18 protein-coding genes are annotated in these 18,012 nt (G+C 49.2%); 10 read left to right on the top strand and 8 right to left on the bottom strand.

Annotated elements, in window-relative coordinates; genetic code table 11:
- The first annotated feature begins 63 nt into the window (after positions 1-63).
- The gene (locus ACYVB1_RS00090; protein ID WP_460919164.1) at positions 64-1,269 is read left to right on the top strand and encodes an aldose epimerase family protein; all 1,206 of its coding nucleotides are present in this window, start codon (positions 64-66) and stop codon (positions 1,267-1,269) included.
- Between the two features lie 53 nt (positions 1,270-1,322).
- Here the strand turns inward: ACYVB1_RS00090 and ACYVB1_RS00085 are convergent, their stop codons facing one another.
- The 6 genes from ACYVB1_RS00085 to ACYVB1_RS00060 all read right to left on the bottom strand — a co-directional run bounded on the left by ACYVB1_RS00085 (position 1,323) and on the right by ACYVB1_RS00060 (position 7,929).
- Positions 1,323-2,696, bottom strand: a complete 1,374-nt coding sequence (locus tag ACYVB1_RS00085; protein ID WP_460919161.1) for a LutB/LldF family L-lactate oxidation iron-sulfur protein — start codon at positions 2,694-2,696, stop codon at positions 1,323-1,325.
- A 152-nt stretch (positions 2,697-2,848) separates the two neighbouring features.
- A complete protein-coding gene (locus ACYVB1_RS00080) occupies positions 2,849-4,498 on the bottom strand; it encodes a M28 family peptidase (RefSeq protein ID WP_460919159.1) in 1,650 nt (549 codons plus the stop codon).
- Between the two features lie 133 nt (positions 4,499-4,631).
- Positions 4,632-5,117 carry a 2-C-methyl-D-erythritol 2,4-cyclodiphosphate synthase gene (gene ispF / locus ACYVB1_RS00075; protein WP_460919157.1) on the bottom strand — a complete coding sequence of 162 codons (486 nt, stop codon included), beginning with the start codon at positions 5,115-5,117 and terminating at the stop codon, positions 4,632-4,634.
- Positions 5,118-5,376: 259 nt separating this feature from the next.
- On the bottom strand, positions 5,377-6,480 hold the full coding sequence (locus tag ACYVB1_RS00070) for an alkene reductase (RefSeq protein WP_460919154.1): 1,104 nt from the start codon (positions 6,478-6,480) through the stop codon (positions 5,377-5,379).
- A 118-nt stretch (positions 6,481-6,598) separates the two neighbouring features.
- A complete protein-coding gene (locus ACYVB1_RS00065; protein ID WP_460919151.1) occupies positions 6,599-7,417 on the bottom strand; it encodes an aldo/keto reductase in 819 nt (272 codons plus the stop codon).
- A gap of 62 nt (positions 7,418-7,479) precedes the next feature.
- Positions 7,480-7,929, bottom strand: coding sequence for a MarR family winged helix-turn-helix transcriptional regulator (locus ACYVB1_RS00060; protein WP_460919149.1), 450 nt, complete (start codon positions 7,927-7,929; stop codon positions 7,480-7,482).
- A gap of 289 nt (positions 7,930-8,218) precedes the next feature.
- Between ACYVB1_RS00060 and ACYVB1_RS00055 the strand changes: the two genes are divergently transcribed.
- A complete protein-coding gene (locus tag ACYVB1_RS00055; protein WP_460919146.1) occupies positions 8,219-9,304 on the top strand; it encodes a family 43 glycosylhydrolase in 1,086 nt (361 codons plus the stop codon).
- A gap of 114 nt (positions 9,305-9,418) precedes the next feature.
- On the opposite strand, the gene ACYVB1_RS00050 is transcribed toward ACYVB1_RS00055, so the two are convergent.
- The gene (locus tag ACYVB1_RS00050) at positions 9,419-10,696 is read right to left on the bottom strand and encodes a M16 family metallopeptidase (protein ID WP_460919144.1); all 1,278 of its coding nucleotides are present in this window, start codon (positions 10,694-10,696) and stop codon (positions 9,419-9,421) included.
- A 201-nt stretch (positions 10,697-10,897) separates the two neighbouring features.
- Between ACYVB1_RS00050 and ACYVB1_RS00045 the strand changes: the two genes are divergently transcribed.
- The 4 genes from ACYVB1_RS00045 (at position 10,898) to ytxJ (ending at position 13,919) form a co-directional block, all read left to right on the top strand.
- Complete coding sequence (locus ACYVB1_RS00045; RefSeq protein WP_460919141.1) at positions 10,898-12,877, top strand: alpha-ketoacid dehydrogenase subunit alpha/beta; 1,980 nt, start codon at positions 10,898-10,900, stop codon at positions 12,875-12,877.
- 93 nt (positions 12,878-12,970) lie between these two features.
- The gene (locus ACYVB1_RS00040) at positions 12,971-13,144 is read left to right on the top strand and encodes a hypothetical protein (RefSeq protein ID WP_460919137.1); all 174 of its coding nucleotides are present in this window, start codon (positions 12,971-12,973) and stop codon (positions 13,142-13,144) included.
- A gap of 46 nt (positions 13,145-13,190) precedes the next feature.
- A complete protein-coding gene (locus ACYVB1_RS00035) occupies positions 13,191-13,544 on the top strand; it encodes a hypothetical protein (protein ID WP_460919134.1) in 354 nt (117 codons plus the stop codon).
- A 33-nt stretch (positions 13,545-13,577) separates the two neighbouring features.
- A complete protein-coding gene (ytxJ, locus tag ACYVB1_RS00030; RefSeq protein WP_460919131.1) occupies positions 13,578-13,919 on the top strand; it encodes a bacillithiol system redox-active protein YtxJ in 342 nt (113 codons plus the stop codon).
- 33 nt (positions 13,920-13,952) lie between these two features.
- Here ytxJ and ACYVB1_RS00025 read toward each other — a convergent pair whose 3' ends face one another.
- Complete coding sequence (locus ACYVB1_RS00025) at positions 13,953-14,360, bottom strand: OsmC family protein (RefSeq protein ID WP_460919129.1); 408 nt, start codon at positions 14,358-14,360, stop codon at positions 13,953-13,955.
- 74 nt (positions 14,361-14,434) lie between these two features.
- Here ACYVB1_RS00025 and ACYVB1_RS00020 point away from each other — a divergent pair, with 74 nt between their 5' ends.
- From ACYVB1_RS00020 to ACYVB1_RS00005, 4 genes are all read left to right on the top strand, one after another.
- A complete protein-coding gene (locus ACYVB1_RS00020; protein ID WP_460919126.1) occupies positions 14,435-15,163 on the top strand; it encodes a hypothetical protein in 729 nt (242 codons plus the stop codon).
- 111 nt (positions 15,164-15,274) lie between these two features.
- Complete coding sequence (gene lipA / locus ACYVB1_RS00015) at positions 15,275-16,186, top strand: lipoyl synthase (protein ID WP_460919124.1); 912 nt, start codon at positions 15,275-15,277, stop codon at positions 16,184-16,186.
- Between the two features lie 462 nt (positions 16,187-16,648).
- The gene (locus ACYVB1_RS00010; protein WP_460919121.1) at positions 16,649-17,758 is read left to right on the top strand and encodes an ice-binding family protein; all 1,110 of its coding nucleotides are present in this window, start codon (positions 16,649-16,651) and stop codon (positions 17,756-17,758) included.
- On the top strand, positions 17,731-18,012 hold a 282-nt coding region (locus tag ACYVB1_RS00005), incomplete at its 3' end, for a DUF11 domain-containing protein (RefSeq protein WP_460919119.1). The genes ACYVB1_RS00010 and ACYVB1_RS00005, both read left to right, overlap by 28 nt.

Here is an 18,012-nt window from a genome sequence, read left to right as displayed (position 1 = left end):
CCGTTTCCCGTTTAGAGAGTGCATAAAGAGAAAAACCACATATTTATAACACCCAAATTCAAAATGAAGAAAAAACAACTAAGCAGAAAGCTGTTAATGCTAGCTTTGGCAGGATGTATGAGTGCCACCGGCTTAAGCAGCTGCTCAGGCCAGGAAGGCAACGAGGCAGACACAGAGACAACAACAGCAAACAACCAGGAAAACATGAACATTAAACAAGAACCCTTCGGCACAACACCAGAAGGCGAAGAAGCCACACTCTATACCCTCACCAATGCCAACGGGATGCAGGTGCAGATTACGAATTATGGAGCCACTATTACCTCAGTGCTTGTGCCTGACAGGGAAGGAGAAATGGGCGACGTAGTGCTGGGCTTCGACAGCCTGGGGGGCTATTTTACTCCGGAGTATGTGAAGAGCGGTCCTTACTTTGGTGCCATCGTAGGGCGTTATGGTAACCGCATTGCCAAAGGCAGGTTCACCCTCAACGGGGAGGAGTACCAGCTGGCCACCAACAACGGTGAAAACCACCTGCACGGAGGTAATAAAGGCTTTGACAAAGTGATGTGGGAGGCAGAGCCGCTGCAGGGGCAAAACTCCGTGCGCTTCACCTACGTGAGCCCGGACGGAGAGGAGGGATACCCTGGTAAACTGACCAGTGCCGTTACCTACACCCTGACCAACGACAACGAGATACGCATCGATTACCAGGCCACTACAGACAAGGCCACGCCGGTAAACCTGACCAACCACAGCTATTTTAACTTGGCGGCAGGTGAGGCCGAGGACGCACTGGGCCACGTGGTGACCCTGAATGCTGACAAATACACAGTAGTAGACGAGTCGCTGATCCCGACAGGAGAACTGCGTAACGTGGAAGGCACGGTAATGGACTTCCGGGAGCCGCAAACAATTGGCGCGCGCGTGAACCAGGTGGAAGGCGGCGGCTATGACCACAACTACGTACTCAATGGCGAAAAAGGAGAAATGAAGAAGGCAGCCACGGTGTACGAGCCAACGAGCGGACGCGTGATGGAGGTCTTCACCACTGAGCCTGGTATCCAGTTCTACTCAGGCAACTTCCTGGATGGTACCATCACTGGCAGCGGTAACCAGACCTATAAGAAACACTACGGCTTTGCCCTGGAGACGCAGCACTTCCCAGACTCTCCTAACCAGCCGGAGTTCCCTTCCACTATCCTGGAGCCGGGAGAGACTTATGAGTCAACCACCGTCTACAAGTTCTCGACAAGAGAAGAAGGACAATAGTGAAGTTGAAAAGCATAAAAACAAAAAGCCTGCGTGAAGCAGGCTTTTTGTTTTTATCTGTTACGCTCTTTCCAGAGCTGGTTAAACGACTTGGCAGGCACCTGCAGTGGCTCACGGCGTTTGCTCCAGGTATCTTTCAGCACCTGCTTGAGCACAAAGTTTTTGGCAAAGGCAGGAGCCAGGTTCAGTAGTGTGCGGCTCTTCATGGCCTTCAGCCAGAACTTGATAGCTGTTTTCTCACTGCTGTCGGCCATTCCCTGATCCACACTTTGCTTGCGGTTTAGCAGCAGCAGGTTGTGGATATTGATTTTAACCGGGCACACGGAGGTACAGGCACCACACAGGGAGCTGGCAAAGCTTAGGTGCTTGTGTTCGGCCATTCCGTTGTAATGCGGCGTGATAACAGAGCCAATCGGGCCGCTGTAGGTGCTCTCATAGGTATGGCCCCCGATGTTTTTGTAAACCGGGCACACGTTAAGGCAGGCTCCGCAGCGGATACAATTCAGGGCCTCGCGTTTTTCAGGCAGCGCCAGCAGGTCAGTGCGGCCATTGTCCAGCAGTATCACGTACATCTCCTCAGGGCCATCTTTCTCTTTTGGCTGGCGCGGGCCCGTCATAATAGTATTGTAGACGGTAACGCCCTGGCCGGTGCCGCTGGTGCTCAGGAGCGGCCAGAAGAGGTCCAGGTCCATGATGGACGGAATCATTTTCTCGATACCCACAATAGCGATGTGCGTTTTGGGAAAGGTGGTAGAGAGGCGGGCATTGCCTTCGTTCTCCGTTACGGCTACGCCACCCACGTCTGCTATTAAGTAGTTGCCGCCGGTAATGCCTACCTCGGCAGCGGTATACTTCTCTCGCATCAGCTTCCGGGCCACGCCTACCAGTTCCTCAGCATTGTCAGTAGGAGCAATGCCCAACTTGCGCACAAACAGTTCAGAGATGTCTTTCTTAGACATGTGCATGGCCGGTGTCACGATATGGTAAGGGCGCTGCTCCGCCAGCTGCACAATGTATTCCCCAAGGTCGGTTTCTACAGTTTCGATACCGTTCTTCTCCAGGAACTCGTTCAGGTGTATTTCCTCCGTTGTCATCGACTTGGACTTTACAACAGAGCGGGCGCGCTTGCGCTTCATTATTTCGCCTATTTCTTTTAGCGCCTCCTTGGCGTCGCGGGCCCAGATAACCTTGCCGCCACGCGCCGTAAAATTGGCCTCAAACTCCATCAGGTACTTATCTAGGTTGTTGATGGTGTTGGTTTTGATATAGGAACCCCGCTCGCGGGCCAGTTCGTGGTCGGAGTATTGGGTCAGGCCACGTTGCACAGCGGTATTGTACTTGCCGATGTTAAACTTGATGGTCGCGCGGTGGTCCTGGTCAAATGCTTTTGTTTCTGCATCCAGCAGAAACTGTTTCAGTTTACTCATGATTGTTCTCCCCTACGTTCTTTCTCTATATGTAACTGCTCCTTAGGTAGTCATAAAAAGAAAAACACCCTTAAAGTTAGGGTGTTTTTCTGAAAGCTAATAAAGCTGTGAATATTTATACTTATAACGGCTGTTATGGCCGCTGTAGTATACTATTTTTTGTTGCTGTCTACTACAATGCGGTTTTCGCGGTTTGCTAGCTCCCATGTTACGTGGAAAGCCAGCCTGGCTACTTTCTCAGCACTCTCGAAGATGATTTTGTCTACCTCGTCTGATGGCTGGTGGTAATCTGCGTGCACCCCGTTGAAGTAAAACACAATCGGAATGCCGTGTTTTGCGAAGTTATAGTGGTCGGAGCGGTAGTAGAAGCGGTTCGGATCGTTCTCATCGTTGTAAGTATAATCCAGCTTCAGGTTCACATACTTCTCGTTCATCTCCTCGTTTATCTGGTGCAGCTCTGAAGATAGCTTGTCTGCTCCGATAGAGTAAATGTAGTTGCTGTCATTGGTCTTTTCATGGTCGGTGTCCATGCGGCCAATCATGTCGATGTTCACGTTGGCTACGGTGTTCTCCAGCGGGAAAACAGGGTTCTCCGAATAGTACTCAGAACCAAGCAGGCCTTTCTCTTCGGCTGTTACGGTCATAAACAGGATGCTGCGGCGGGGGCCAAAGCCGTCTTTCTTCGCCTGTGCAAAAGCCTCAGCCAATTCTATCACCGCCACTGTACCCGAGCCGTCGTCGTTGGCACCATTGTAAATCTGGTCGCCCTGGCGTGTGGTGTCTACGCCTACGTGGTCGTAGTGAGCTGTTACCACTATTACTTCGTCTTTTTTGTCAGAGCCTTCAACATAGCCCAACACGTTTTCAGTTGGGAGTGGGGAGGATTCGCGCGACGTTTTGATTTTTACATCTTTTGCTGCCGTGAAATTGGCTGCGGTCGGCTTACCAGCCTGTGCCACCTGGTTTCCGTGGGCAAAAAGCTTTTCCGGGGTAGTGCTTAGCAGCGCGGCTCCCGCAACAGGAGAAATAAAAACAGCTGCAGCGGTTTCCTGATTACCGTTACTTCTTAAGCCGATAGACGGACGGCTGGCGTAGGCCTTGTAGCGCTGCGTCAGGCTGTTGAATTCAGACTCATTGGTGCCTGTTACTATCAGCACCGCCTTGGCGCCATGCTTTGTGGCAGCATTGCGCTTCATCCGGTAGTCGTTGCCCCAGTCAGAGGCTTTGTCAGTGCCGCTGATAAGGTAATTGCCATTGCTGCCTCTGGGCTCGCCTGCCAGTACTACGACAACTTTGCCGCTTACATCCTGGTTCGTGTAGTCGGAGTATCTGTCAGCATCAATGCCATAGCCGGCAAAAACTACGTCTACTGCCTGCTCTGTCTGGAACGGGGAACTGCCCAGCACAAAGAAATCCTGCATCATCAGGTACTTTTCTTTGCCGACTGTCATGTAGCCGTCTCCCCACTGGCTTCTTTCCAGGTCGAAGGCTTGATAGTATGGATTGCCGCCGCCCTGTACCGGCCCAACCAGGCCATCCTCACGAAACTCCCGGGAAATGTATTCGGCAGCCATTTTCTGGCCTTTTTCGCCTGTATTGCGGCCTTCATATTCATCTGAAGCCAGGATAGTCAGGTGCCTGGACAGGTCAGCGGCGGTAACGGTACTGGCATACTTGGGAGCGACTTCTGTTAGCTGGGCCACATCTGTAATGGGGCCTTGCGGAGTGGAAGTGGTGGGTGTTTTTGCACAGCCAAACCCAAGGGCGGCTAACAGCAAATACCCATAGGCATTGTGTTTCATAAGTTCGATTTGTTTTTAATAAGGTGTGTTTGTTCGATAAAGGTTGTCAGGGCAATGCTAGAGCAATCAGCCGGTCTGAGCATAAAAACATGCTTCTGCAGCATCGGTTGCTTTTTAGAGCGTACTCCTGCTTTTACTGCTTCATAATCAGTACGGTTGCGTAGGCGGCTACGCCTTCTTTTTTACCCACAAAGCCTAAGTGCTCAGTGGTAGTGGCCTTAATGGAAATATCCCCCTCCGGAATGCCCATCACCTCTGCCAGGCAGGTTTTCATAGTCGGGATATGGGGGTTCACCTTTGGCTCCTGCAGGCATACCGTTGAGTCTACGTTGCCAATCTCGTAGCCTTCCATGGCCAGCAGGTGCACCACCTCCTTCAGCAATATTTTACTGTCGATGCCTTTGTACTTCGGGTCTTTGTCGGAGAAGTGAAAGCCGATGTCACGCATATTGGCTGCGCCCAACAGAGCGTCGCAGATAACGTGAATCAGCACATCGGCGTCAGAATGGCCCAGGGCACCGTGTGTATGTGGTATTTTGATACCGCCGAGCCAAAAATCCAGCCCCTCCTGCAACTGGTGCACATCGTAGCCAAAACCGGTTCTTATTTTTAGTTTCATGTAAGGTTTACTTGTGTCCGGGCCTGTTGTGCTGCTTTTCAGCAGCAGGCCTAAAAAGTAAAAGTAGCTTAATTTGCGCTTAAATGAGTAAAAAGCATTCTGGTTTTTCAGGATTATACCTTGTTCAGGCCTTTCACCCATAGCTTCGGTCAAGAACAGAATGCTGTGTGCAGAAGCCCAACCCTTAAGAAAAGAAACAGCCAGCTGCCTTGCGGCAACTGGCTGTAAACTTAGGTATATATAGAAAAGCGCCTCAGGCTTAGGCCTGCACCTCCGCTAGGGAAGGGTAATCGATATAGCCTTTGGCACCAGTAGAGTAAAAAGTCTTCTGGTCTGCCTTCTGTAGTTCTGCGTTCTGCGCAAAGCGCTCCGGCAGGTCTGGGTTGGAAATAAACGGTACCCCGAAAGCTACCATATCTGCATCGCCTTCCTCTATTACTTTATTGCCTGACTCCTGGTTGAAACCAGCGTTGATGATCAGGTTGCCTTTGTAGATAGGGCGGTAGCGCTTCGCAATATTTGGCTCTGCATGCGGCACATCACTTACATCGGTGAACGGCTCTGACAGGTGCAGGTATGCAAGTTCGTAGCTGTTCAGCTTCTCAATAATGTAATCGTAAGTAGGGATAGTATCCTCGTTCAGCGTGATGCCGAAGGAGTTGTGCAGGCTTGGGTTCAGGCGTACGCCCACGCGCTCTATTGGTGCCACTTCTTTGATGGCGTCTAATACCTCAAACAAAATACGGGCACGGTTTTCCTTGGAACCGCCATACTCGTCTGTCCGGATGTTAGCGGAGGTCACGAAAAACTGGTGGAACAGGTAACCGTTGGAGGCGTGCACCTCAACGCCGTCAAAGCCTGCGGCAAAAGCGTTTTTGGCTGCGTTTTTGAAATCCTGCACAATTTGTTTTATCTCCGGCACAGTCAGTTCACGAGGTGTTACGGTATCTTTAAAACCTTCCGGTGTGTAAGACTTGGCTTCCGGGTTTATAGCGGAAGGAGCTACTGGTAACTCGCCGTTGTGGAAGTCAGGATGCGACATGCGGCCTACGTGCCACAGTTGCAGGAAAATCTTACCGCCCTCTTCGTGCACGGCATCTGTTACCTTCTTCCACCCTTCCACCTGCTCTTCAGAGTAAATTCCAGGTGTATTGATATAGCCTACGGCCTGCTTTGATATCTGCGAACCTTCTGATATGATCAGGCCTGCTCCGGCACGCTGTGTATAGTACTCCACCATCAGGTCGTTTGGTACACTGCCCTCGTTATCGGCGCGGCTGCGTGTCATCGGGGCCATAACTACCCGGTTGTTCAGTTCCAGGTCGTTTAATTTTATCGGTTTTAAAAGTGCTTGCTTTGTCATGTTAAGTTAGAAAGTTAGAGCGTCAGAAGGTTAGAGAGCCAGGCCCTTGTGTGGTGCACCGTCTTTTCCTTCTTCACTCATAATTCAAAATTCAGTTATTCAGTCATTCAAAATATAACTAGTCCCAGCTAGGTGCGAAGCCGGGGTCGATGAGGCGGTTGTTGGCCTGTGTCAGCTCGTTTATTTGCTGCACCTCGTCCTGTGTCAGTTCAAAATCAAAAATGTTGAAGTTGGACTGCATGTGGTTTTCTTTCGAGGATCTTGGAATAGCTAAGACTCCGTCCTGCTGTATAAGCCATCGGAGCGTAATCTGCACCTCATTCTTGTTGTGCTTCTCGCCTATGTGCTTCAGGGTCTCGTTCCCCATCACTTTACCGTGTGCAATCGGGCTATAAGCTGTCAGTGTCAGGTCGTGGCTGCGCAGGTAGTTGTATAGTTTGTCCTGGTTAAGGAAGGGATGGTACTCCACCTGGTTGGTAATAATGCTGGCGCCTGTAGCGAGTACTTTGTCCAGCAGGGCTGTGGTATGGTTGCTCACACCGATATGTTTGGTGTAACCCTTCTCCTGTGCCTTCACCAGTTCACCGATATACTCCTCTACCGGTACCTCAGGGTTTGGCCAGTGAATCAGCAGCAGGTCTACAGCGTCCGTTTTCAGCTTCCGCAGGCTTTCCTCCACTGACGGCAGAAAACTCTTCTGCGCCAGGTTAGAAGGCAGCACTTTCGTGGTCAGGAATACCTCTTCGCGGGCGACCCCTGATTCCTTTATGGCACTACCTACGGCTTCTTCGTTACCGTACATCTGGGCTGTGTCGATGTGGCGGTATCCTGTATCCAGAGCCGCTTTCACCAATCGGAGCGCTGTATCGCCGGTGAGTTCAAAAGTGCCGAATCCTAATGCCGGAATGGTTACGCCTTTTACTTTTATTTCTTTCATAGTATGTTATTTATAGGCAAGTACATAATTTGTATGTACAAATATTGGGTTAAAAATAAATCCTATCCGCGTAGTTTATCTAACAGGTTACTTGCTAAAACAGCTTCCTCCTGCGTCAGGTTATGCAGCTTTGCAAACAGCTTTGGGAAGTTCTCATCCACTTGCTGCAGCTTTCGAAGCCCCGGTTCTGTGATACGCACCTCAATCATGCGGCGGTTTGTCTGGCAGATATCGCGGGTTACGTAGCCTTTCTCAATCAGCTTGTCGATAAGGCGCGTTACGTTCGAATTACGGTCCACCATCCGGTTCTGGATATCGCCGAAGCACACAGGGTCTGGCTGCTGCCCCCGCAGAATAGCCAGCACGTTGTGCTGCTGCAGTGTAAGCCCCAGATCTTTAAAGAAAGGCATCAACTGCTGGTTCAGCCAGTTGTTTGTAAACAACAGGTTGGCCAGCAGACGACGGTAGTCATCCTTAAAGTTCTTCTGGTGTATTTCGTCTTCTATGCGCATATATTTCTTGGAGGTACAAAGATACGAATGATATTTGTATATACAAAGTTTGTAAGTGTAAGGTTTCGGAGTGGCATAAGAGATGAACCAGAAAAATGTTAAATGCCAGCGGGGAAAAGTATTTTTGATTTTTATAAATGTAATTTATACATTTAATCGATAAAGCATTCCATCTTATCTTCCTGAAAAGACTATATGCCTGAAGAGGAATGAGAAGATGCGGACGCAAACAGGCTGTACATGCTCTTACTCCATTGTAATTAAAATAACCATTAAACTATACCTCTATATGAATAGACTTCATGGTAACATCAGATTACTCCTTTCCCTGGTTTTAATTTTATTGATGGGAAATGCTGATTTGCTGGCTCAGTCACGTGATGTTATCGCGCATGATCCGGTCATGATCAAGCAGGGCGACACGTATTATGTTTTCCATACAGGAGAAGGGATAAATGTCAAATCATCGAAGGACATGAAAAACTGGAAAGAAGAAAAGCCGGTTTTTGCCAGCACACCGAAGTGGGTCACTGAAATGATCCCGAAATTCGACGGAAATATCTGGGCTCCCGATATCCTTCACCACAACGGCACCTATTACTTGTTTTATTCAGTGTCCTCTTTTGGCCGCAACAATTCAGCAATAGCTGTAGCCACCAATAAAACCCTGAACCCCAGCGACCCTAATTTTAAGTGGGAGGACAAAGGTATTGTGGTTCGCTCCGTGCCTGGCCGCGATATGTGGAATGCTATTGACCCGAATGTCATTTTTGATGACAAAGGCACACCCTGGATGACTTTTGGTTCGTTCTGGCAGGGCATTAAACTGGTGCAGTTAACCCCGGACCTGACTTCTGTCGTGAACAGCCCCCAGAGCTGGCATACTATTGCTGCGAGAGAACGAAACTGGTTACTGGATGAAAGAGATGCAGGTGATGCTGCCAATCCTGAGCTGGACTACGAAAAGCTGTATACGCCGGAGATGTTGGAGCAGGCCAGGAACATGAAAAATGGCTCTATCGAAGCACCATTCTTATTCAAGAAGAACGGATACTATTACCTCTTTATGTCCTGGGACCGCTGCTGCCAGGGAGTAAACAGTACCTATAAAGTTTTAGTAGGTCGTTCAAAAGATATTACCGGCCCTTATCTTGACAAGGATGGAAAGAAACTGGCACATGGTGGTGGAACACTGGTGGCGCAGGGCAACGACGAATGGGCTGCTGTAGGGCATCCTGCTGCATATACCTTCGATGGAAAAGACTACCTGATTTTCCATGCCTATGACAAGAAGGATGAAGGCAAACCAAAACTGCGAATCCATGAAATAAAGTGGGGTAAAGACCAGTGGCCTTCTATTGATATGAAGAAATAAGCTTCTGTAGCACCAAAGCAGGCGTTTTCAGAAGGCGCAAAAGAGAAATAAAAAAGGAATGGCTGCCATGTTGATGGCAGCCATTCCTTTTTTATTTAGGTATGTAACCAAAGCTTATGCTTCTGCCTCCACCGGCTCTTCTTCCTTTACTTTCTTCTTCTCCGCTTTATATAGGAGCGTGGAGCAGTTGTTTGGGTCCAGTACCTCTTTGGCGCAGCGCAGAATATCCTGTGGCGTAACGGCCTGCACTTTTTCGCCTTCCTGGTTTATCAGGTTAGCATCGCCCATGAGTTTGCTGTAGGCCAGGTTCATGGCGCGGTTCAGCAACTCAATCTCAGAAAATACAATAGAGGTCTCTGCCTGGTTCTTCACCTTGTTCAGTTCCTCCTCATCTACCAGTTGCTCCATCAGCTCCTGGTTAATGGCCTCGATAGCAGCATTGGCTTCCTGCAGGTCTACACCTTCGTTCAGCTTGCCCTGAATAATCAGCAGCCCCTGCTCTACAGAGCCTGTAACGGAGGCTGCGATAGAATTAAAGAGTTTCTGCTCTTTCACCAGTTTCTCATACAGCCTGCTGGACTTGCCGCGGCCCAGAATATCGCTGATAAGGTCTACGGCATGATAATCTTTGTCGGTGCGGGCGGGCATGTGGTAAGCTTTGTAAATAGCGCTTAGCGGTACATCGGCACTTGTTTCCAGCACGCGTGGCTCTGTTTGCTTTGGCTCTTTCGGGTTGTTGCGGATGTATTTCTCACCGGCCGGTATCGGGCCGAACCATTTTTCTGTCAGTTCCTTTGCCCGCTCAAAAGTTACGTTGCCGGCCACTACCAGGATGGCGTTGCTCGGGGAGTAGTGCTTCCGGAAAAAAGCCTTCACAATATCCATAGAGGCTTCTTCTATATGTGAAATCTCTTTGCCGATGGTCGCCCATTTGTATGGGTGCTCTTTGTAAGCCAGCGGGCGCAGTTTCAGCCACACATCACCGTAAGGCTGGTTGAGGTAGTTTTGCTTAAACTCTTCTACCACTACCTTGCGCTGCACCTCCAGGCCGTTCTCGCTAAAAGCCAGTTCCAGCATACGGTCCGACTCCAGCCAGAAACCAGTCTCAATATTCTGCGCAGGCAACGACAGGTAGTAGTTTGTAATGTCAGGGCTGGTGAAGGCGTTATTTTCACCTCCAACACGCTGCAAAGGCTCATCATAAACAGGTATGTTTTTCGAGCCGCTGAACATCAGGTGCTCAAATAGATGGGCAAAACCGGTGTGGGCTTCCTCTTCGTCCCTGGAGCCTACATCGTACAGCACGTTCAGTACAGCCATCGGGCTGGTATGGTCCTCGTGCACAATCACGCGCAGGCCATTATCAAGTGTAAATTCTTTAAATTCTATCATAAAGTAGTTTTTGACTGGTTGAATCGCTTGTACATTATTTAAGGCTTTGGGCGCTTAAAATTGAAACCGATGGTGAAATCATTCAACAATTACACCATTTAGCCATTCAAGTAAGAACAAAATTAAAAAATAGCGGCATAAATTTCAGGTCACCCGCCAATACATTAACTTGCCCCCATATAACAAGGTTTCCTTTTAGAGATGAACTATAACATCAAAGACTATACTGAAGACGAGCTGATCCGCCTGTACCGTGCTATTCTGAAGCCGCGCATGATTGAAGAGCGTATGCTGGTGCTGTTGCGGCAGGGCAAAGTGAGCAAATGGTTTTCTGGTATCGGGCAGGAAGCTATCTCGGTAGGGTCGGCGCTGGCTCTTGAAAAAGGTGAGTATATTCTGCCCTTGCACCGTAACCTGGGCGTGTTCACAAGCCGTGAGGTTCCTTTGGATAGATTGTTCGCGCAATTCCAGGGAAAAACGACCGGCTTTACCAAAGGCCGCGACCGCTCTTTCCACTTTGGGAGTAATGAGCATCATATAGTAGGTATGATTTCGCATCTGGGGCCGCAGCTGGCAGTAGCAGATGGCATTGCTCTGGCAGATTTACTGGAGAAAAAGGAGAAAGTGACGCTGGTGTTCAGTGGCGATGGCGGTGCCTCGGAAGGAGATTTCCACGAGGCGCTGAACGTAGCAGCTGTGTGGGGGCTTCCGGTTATCTTCATGATCGAAAACAATGGCTACGGTTTATCCACACCAAACAATGAGCAGTTTAAGTTCCGCCATTTTATAGACAAAGGCCCGGCTTACGGTATAGACGCTCTGCAGATTGATGGCAACAATGTGCTGGAAGTGTACGATACCGTGCGGCAGGCAGCAGCCAGCATCCGCAAGAATCCGCGCCCTATGCTGATTGAGGCAATTACGTTCCGGATGCGCGGCCATGAAGAGGCCAGCGGAACAAAGTATGTGCCGCAGGAGCTGTTTGAGAAGTGGGCGAAGAAAGATCCTGTGGAAAACTATGAGAAGTTCCTGTTAGAGGAGCTCATCCTGACACAGAAGACAATGGACGGTATAAAAGAGGAGATCAGAGCCGAGGTAGAAGCCGGTCTTCAGGCAGCCTTTGCCACTCCCATGCCGGAAGCCAACCAGCAGGAAGAACTGCAGGATGTGTATAAACCTTTTGAGCAGGAGATAATAAAGCCAGCCTCAGAAGGAAAAACAGAGCGCCGCTTTGTGGATGCCGTTTCGGATGCCATACGCCAGAGCATGGAGCGGTACCCGGAACTAGTATTGATGGGACAGGACGTTGCAGAATATGGCGGCGTCTTCAAAGTGACAGAGGGTTTTGTGGATAAGTTCGGCAAAGAACGCATTCGCAACACGCCTTTATGCGAATCAGCTATTCTGGGTATTGGCCTGGGAATGTCGGTACGTGGTAAAAAGAGCATTGTAGAGATGCAGTTTGCCGATTTTGTGAGCGCCGGCTTTAGCCAGATTGTGAACAACCTGGCCAAGAGCCACTACCGCTGGGGTCAGCATGCTGATGTGGTGGTGCGTATGCCAACAGGTGCCGGCGCAGCAGCAGGGCCTTTCCACTCGCAGAGCAACGAAGCCTGGTTCTTCCACACGCCCGGCCTCAAGATTGTTTACCCGTCTACCCCATACGATGCCAAAGGCCTGCTGAATGCGGCCATTGAGGACCCGAACCCGGTGATGTACTTCGAGCACAAGCTGCTGTACCGTGCCATTTCGCAGGAAATTCCAGACGACTACTACACTGTAGAAATCGGCAAGGCCAGAACAGTGGCAGAAGGCACAGACCTGACCATTATTACGTACGGCATGGGCGTGCACTGGGCAAGCCAACTGCAACAGGAATTGACGGATGCCAGCCTGCATATTCTGGACCTGCGCTCGCTGCTGCCCTGGGACAAAGAGGCCGTGCAGCAGGCTGTTGCCAAAACAGGCCGTGTGCTGGTATTGCACGAAGACACTTTGACGGGCGGCATTGGTGGTGAGATCGCTGCCTGGATTGGGGAAAACTGCTTCGAACTGCTGGATGCGCCGGTAGCCCGTGTTGCTAGCCTGGATACGGCTGTGCCGTTTGCGCCACCGCTGGAGCAGGAGTTTCTGCCAAAGCAGCGCCTGCGACAGAAAGTTGAAGCAATGTTGCAGTATTAAATTATATTTGTTGTATACTATATATTTCAGGTAGCAAACTTAAGTTGTTTCGTCATGCGTATTCTTCGGTCATTTCTTTTAGCCTCGCTTTGCATGGGGCTCTTGCTGGGCACCGGTTGCCAGCGCAAAGGCATTCCATGCCCTAAGCCAACCGGCAAGAAGAACCGCGTGAAAATGACAACGCAGGGAGGGCAGGGGCTGGAGGCCATCAAGGTGCCGAGAGATAAAAATGGCAATGTGAAGAAGGGCGGCTGGCGTATATGGTAAGCAAAGGAAACTAGTTTTTTGAAGAACAGTATAATCTCCTGTAAAGATGGACGTAAAGACTGTGTGCATTGATGTGAAAAAGGCCATGAAATATTCGCTGCCCCTGGTGCTGCTCCTCCTTTTGGTAGCATTGCCAGGTTACGGGCAGATAAGCTTTAAGACGCATGATAACCATGGGAGGGAAGTGCGTAAATCACTGAAAGAGGCTGCCAAAGTGGACCCAGCCTACAAAGAAACCCATCTGAATACAAACGCTTACAGCTTCAGGAAGGGAACTGCTGCCCGCAGGCGGGCAAAGAAAGATGAGCTTGCCAGTTATAAGTTTAATGAGAGAGGCAAACCCATGCGATGGTACCATTTCCTGAAGAAGAAAAGAAAGCAGGAGAGAAAGAAAGATTAATTTAACCTAAAGAAGGAAAAAGGAGAGACTGATATGAATTGGCACCCGCTAACAAGCCCGGAGCAACTCGATGAGGTAATACAGGAATCAAAAGAAACACCGGTGGTCATTTTTAAGCACAGTACCACCTGTTCCATTAGTGCCACTGCCAAAAGCCGCATCGAGCGACAGTGGGATGGCGCCGGCTTAGACCATGTAAAAACATATTACCTGGACTTGCTGCGCTACCGCCCTGTTTCTAACGAAGTGGCGGAGGTACTGCAGGTCGAGCACCAGTCACCGCAGTTGCTGCTGTTGCAGGACGGTGTTTGCACTTATGATGCCTCTCACATGGCCATTGGCGTAGATGCGCTGAAGAAAAAAGTGACGGCGTAGCAAAATGATAAGGCTGCTACGCCGTTTTACTGCTTAGTAATGGAATGTAACAGTCTGCTTGATGTCTGGGTGCAGGCTAAGCGCTACAGGGCAGGTGCGGGCAGCATTTTCCAGCATCGCCTTCTCCTTATCAGAATAAGACTTACCGGCAGGCATTTTAAAATTTAACACTACTTCCGCAATACGGCGTGGCTCGGCAGCCATGATTTTCGTGGTTTCTATCTCTATGCCATCAATGTCGATGTTGATACGGTTGGCGACAATGCCCATAATGGTCATCATGCAGGAGCCCAGTGCGGCTGCTACAAGGTCTGTTGGTGAGAAAGCCTCTCCTTTGCCGTTGTTGTCAACGGGAGCGTCGGTGATAATGGTGTTGCCAGAGGCAAGGTGTTGAGCAGTAGTGCGCAAGCCTCCTTTGTAAGTGCTGCTTATAGTAGCCATAGGTATAAACTCTGTTTTGAAATCAGCGTAAAGATACTTACTTTTATACAATTTAAAACCTACATAAACACTTGGTGAGAACCCTTATACTCCTGCTTGCTTTCGCGCTGTTTGTAGCCGCACCGGCTAAAGCTCAGTCGGAGGAAGATGAAAGCTTTCAGAATGAGCTGAGCTACGGTGTTAACTTTAACTCCAATGGAGGGCTTATCGGAGGCGCCTTTATTCGTTCTACTTATTTTATCACAGAGGACATGTACCAGTTTGGAAGCCTGGAGATTGTAGAGGTAAAGCATCCGAAAGAGAACCGCTACTTCAGCCCTATTTCCGGTGAGTCTTTTGTAGATGGAAAGCAAAACTACTTTTTTGTGGTGCGCCCGCATTATGGCCGCGAGCTGGTGTTGTTCCGGAAAGCTCCAGAGTCGGGTGTGCAGGTAAATGCCCTTGCAGCTGTAGGTCCTTCCCTTGGCTTGCTGTTGCCTTATTACATTGACTATAATTACGGTGGCCAGGGCAATGATATCCGCACTGAACAGTACGACCCAAGCCGCCACCTCGACAGAGACTATATCCTTGGCAGCGACAACGTGTTCAGAGGGATTGGAGAAGCGAAATTAAATCCTGGTGTGCACCTAAAGGCTGGGCTTACCTTTGAGTATGGCCGCTACCGGGAGAGTATCGCTGGTATAGAAGTAGGCTTCCTGGTTGAGCGTTTCGTAAACACGCCCATCATTATCCCGGATGCTGATAATCACAAAACCTTCACCTCCGTTTACCTCAACCTGTACTACGGCAGCCGTAATTAGTCTTTTCCCGAACAAACATAGCAGCTCCGTTGTTAGAGAGGCAAAACCTGCCGGGGTTACATTTTTGCCCTAAGGTTAACCTCTTAAAACATAACTTCCTATCTTTGCACCATGGATGAATTAATGACACTTCCGGTTATACAGCCTAACGCAAAGCCCGAGGGGCTGAATGCACTGGGCCAGCCACGAAAGCCGAACTGGCTGCGTGTAAAACTACCGGTTGGGAAGGAGTACGCCAAAGTAAGAAGCATCGTAGACGAATATAAGCTGCACACCATTTGCGAAAGCGGCAATTGCCCCAATATGGGTGAGTGCTGGGGTGCAGGTACCGCCACCTTCATGATCTTAGGCAATGTGTGTACCCGCAGTTGCTCTTTTTGCGCTGTGGCTACCGGCCGCCCAAACGAGTACGACGAAGATGAGCCCCGCCGTGTGGCAGAGGCCATCAAACTGATGGGCGTAAAGCACGCCGTAATTACTTCGGTTAACCGCGACGAATTGAAAGACCGTGGCGCCGCCATCTGGCACGAAACGGTAAGGCAGGTAAAACTGATGTCCCCAACCACCACCATCGAGACCCTTATTCCGGATGTGAAAGCAAACTGGGATGCTTTGATTACAATGATATCACCTGGGCAGGAGGTTGTGTCGCATAATATGGAGACAGTAAAGGAACTGTACCGACAGGTGCGCCCGCAGGCCAAATACGATCGTAGCTTGGAGCAAATTCGTCGCACCAAGGAGTATGGCAAACGTACCAAAACAGGTATTATGCTGGGGCTTGGCGAAACCCGCGAGCAGGTGTACCAGGCAATGGATGACCTTGCGGCCAACGGTTGCGACATCCTGACCCTGGGTCAGTACCTGCAGCCTACTAAAATGCACCTCGAGGTGGCAGAGTTTATTCACCCCGACCTGTTTGACCACTACCGGGAGGAAGGTTTGAAGAGGGGAATAAAATATGTTGAGTCTGGCCCGTTGGTTAGATCATCTTACCACGCAGAGCGACACGTTAACGTTTAACATAGGTTCTACATCAGAAAAAAAGTAAAAGCCCGGCTACACTATGTGTAGCCGGGCTTTTTTTATGGCACTGGGGGATGTGTATAATCAGCCAGCATATTTTAAAAAACTACTTATTGGTGCTCCTAAACGCTTTTTAAGCAATGTATTATTTTAATAGATATATATTAAAACATATAGTTTTAGTAAATATAAATATGATTACTTTTGCTTCCTTAAAATTACGTGCTGTGCTATCTGGTTTTTAAAAAGGTGCTGCTAAGCCTCGGCTTTAAGTCCTTTCTGTATAGATTGATCATTATATATAGGTTGGTTTATATATTATTTACAAATTTTTCTTTGTTTTGAAACTAAATAAAGAAAACTAAGTATATATGTGGGTATATATTTATGTACTTATATCTATTTATAATTGAATTTATCTAAACAATAGGAACTATCATTTTGCTTTACTGATACTCTATGATCCGAGCTTTACTCCTAACCTATTTTTTCATGACCGTGGGGATTACCCTTGTCCTCGCGCAGCCAGACCCAACGCTTGGGCAGGCAAGTAGCTTTGTCGTGCTGGCAAAGACTCAAATCATCAACAATGGCGAAACCGGCTTGATGGGCAATGTCGGGTTATCTCCAGCAGGAACCATATCGGGGCAGGACAAAATCCTTCTTACGGGCGGGGTGTATGAAATAAACACTGCTCCATCTGCCAGTGCGCTGGCAGATGCGAATACTGCTTATAATACCTTCTCAGCCAGGCCGTCTACTCCTCTTTCTTTTCCTATAACCGGTGGAGCGACCATTACCCCCGGCACCTATAGGATAACCGGTGACGCCACTTTAAGAGGTACTTTAACATTGGATGGCTCTAGCCAGCAAAATGCTCTTTTTGTCTTCATAATAGACGGGAACCTGTTTTCTGATCCAACTAACTCGAACATTAGATTGATAAACGTAGAGCCAAAGAATGTCTTCTGGATAATAAGAGATGGAGTGGAGTTAGGAACAAACACGCTTTTCCAGGGTACTTTATTGGCTAAGCGGGACATTATTTTAAATACGGGTGCAAATGGAGCGGGCCGTGCTATCTCGCTGGAAGGCAAAGTGGAATTAGATGGTAATAACCTGTTTCTGCCAACGTTTGTGAACCCCAATTTAAGTATCACCAAAACAATAGGAGCGTTGCCTGATAATGTTTACAACGTAGGTGATGAGGTTACTTATACCATTGTTGTAAACAACGCTGGACCAGGTACTGCCACAAATGTTGTTGTGACTGAAAACTTCCCTGCAAACCTTCGATACATTCCTGGTTCGGCTTCTTATGCCGATGGTACATTTAATGAGAGTACTTATACCTGGATACTAAACCACTTGCAATTTGGAGAGAGACGCGAATTGCAATTAAAGTTTGAGATTGTGTCTCCAGGTACAATTCTAAATAATGTGTCTGTTGATGCCAATGAGACGGATCCAAATCCAAATGACAATGAAGATGATGTGACTATCGAAGTGCCGTTGCCTCCGGCCAATNCGAGGGCGTGGTGGTGCAGGAGAACATTCCGGACGGCCTGACGCTGGTGAGCGCTGAGCCAGCGGCAGACTACGACAGAGCCACCAACCGCTGGACGGTGGGAAACCTGAACAACGGGCAGAGCGCGGTGCTGACGCTGGTGTTCACCATCAACAAGCCAGGCACGCTGGTCAACGGCGTGACGGTGGACGCAGACAACACAGACCCGGACACAGGCGACAACAACAGCGAGTCCCCTATCGACGTGCCGCTGCCTCCTGCCAACGTGAGCGTTGTGAAGGTGGCAGCACCAGGA

The organism is Pontibacter brevis (assembly GCF_054779655.1).
The sequence above is the reverse complement of the archived record's forward strand: the minus strand, read 5'-3'. Positions and strand labels throughout refer to the sequence as shown.

Excerpts from the sequence above, each read along its gene's own strand:
- ispF (WP_460919157.1), bottom strand. The coding sequence starts at position 5,117 with ATGAAACTAAAAATAAGAACCGGTTTTGGCTACGATGTGCACCAGTTG.
- ACYVB1_RS00040 (WP_460919137.1), top strand. The coding sequence starts at position 12,971 with ATGGGGCTCTTGCTGGGCACCGGTTGCCAGCGCAAAGGCATTCCATGC.
- ACYVB1_RS00085 (WP_460919161.1), bottom strand. The coding sequence starts at position 2,696 with ATGAGTAAACTGAAACAGTTTCTGCTGGATGCAGAAACAAAAGCATTT.
- ytxJ (WP_460919131.1), top strand. The coding sequence starts at position 13,578 with ATGAATTGGCACCCGCTAACAAGCCCGGAGCAACTCGATGAGGTAATA.
- ACYVB1_RS00090 (WP_460919164.1), top strand. The coding sequence starts at position 64 with ATGAAGAAAAAACAACTAAGCAGAAAGCTGTTAATGCTAGCTTTGGCA.
- ACYVB1_RS00050 (WP_460919144.1), bottom strand. The coding sequence starts at position 10,696 with ATGATAGAATTTAAAGAATTTACACTTGATAATGGCCTGCGCGTGATT.
- ACYVB1_RS00045 (WP_460919141.1), top strand. The coding sequence starts at position 10,898 with ATGAACTATAACATCAAAGACTATACTGAAGACGAGCTGATCCGCCTG.
- ACYVB1_RS00080 (WP_460919159.1), bottom strand. The coding sequence starts at position 4,498 with ATGAAACACAATGCCTATGGGTATTTGCTGTTAGCCGCCCTTGGGTTT.
- ACYVB1_RS00055 (WP_460919146.1), top strand. The coding sequence starts at position 8,219 with ATGAATAGACTTCATGGTAACATCAGATTACTCCTTTCCCTGGTTTTA.
- ACYVB1_RS00065 (WP_460919151.1), bottom strand. The coding sequence starts at position 7,417 with ATGAAAGAAATAAAAGTAAAAGGCGTAACCATTCCGGCATTAGGATTC.
- lipA (WP_460919124.1), top strand. The coding sequence starts at position 15,275 with ATGGATGAATTAATGACACTTCCGGTTATACAGCCTAACGCAAAGCCC.
- ACYVB1_RS00035 (WP_460919134.1), top strand. The coding sequence starts at position 13,191 with ATGGACGTAAAGACTGTGTGCATTGATGTGAAAAAGGCCATGAAATAT.
- ACYVB1_RS00070 (WP_460919154.1), bottom strand. The coding sequence starts at position 6,480 with ATGACAAAGCAAGCACTTTTAAAACCGATAAAATTAAACGACCTGGAA.
- ACYVB1_RS00025 (WP_460919129.1), bottom strand. The coding sequence starts at position 14,360 with ATGGCTACTATAAGCAGCACTTACAAAGGAGGCTTGCGCACTACTGCT.
- ACYVB1_RS00060 (WP_460919149.1), bottom strand. The coding sequence starts at position 7,929 with ATGCGCATAGAAGACGAAATACACCAGAAGAACTTTAAGGATGACTAC.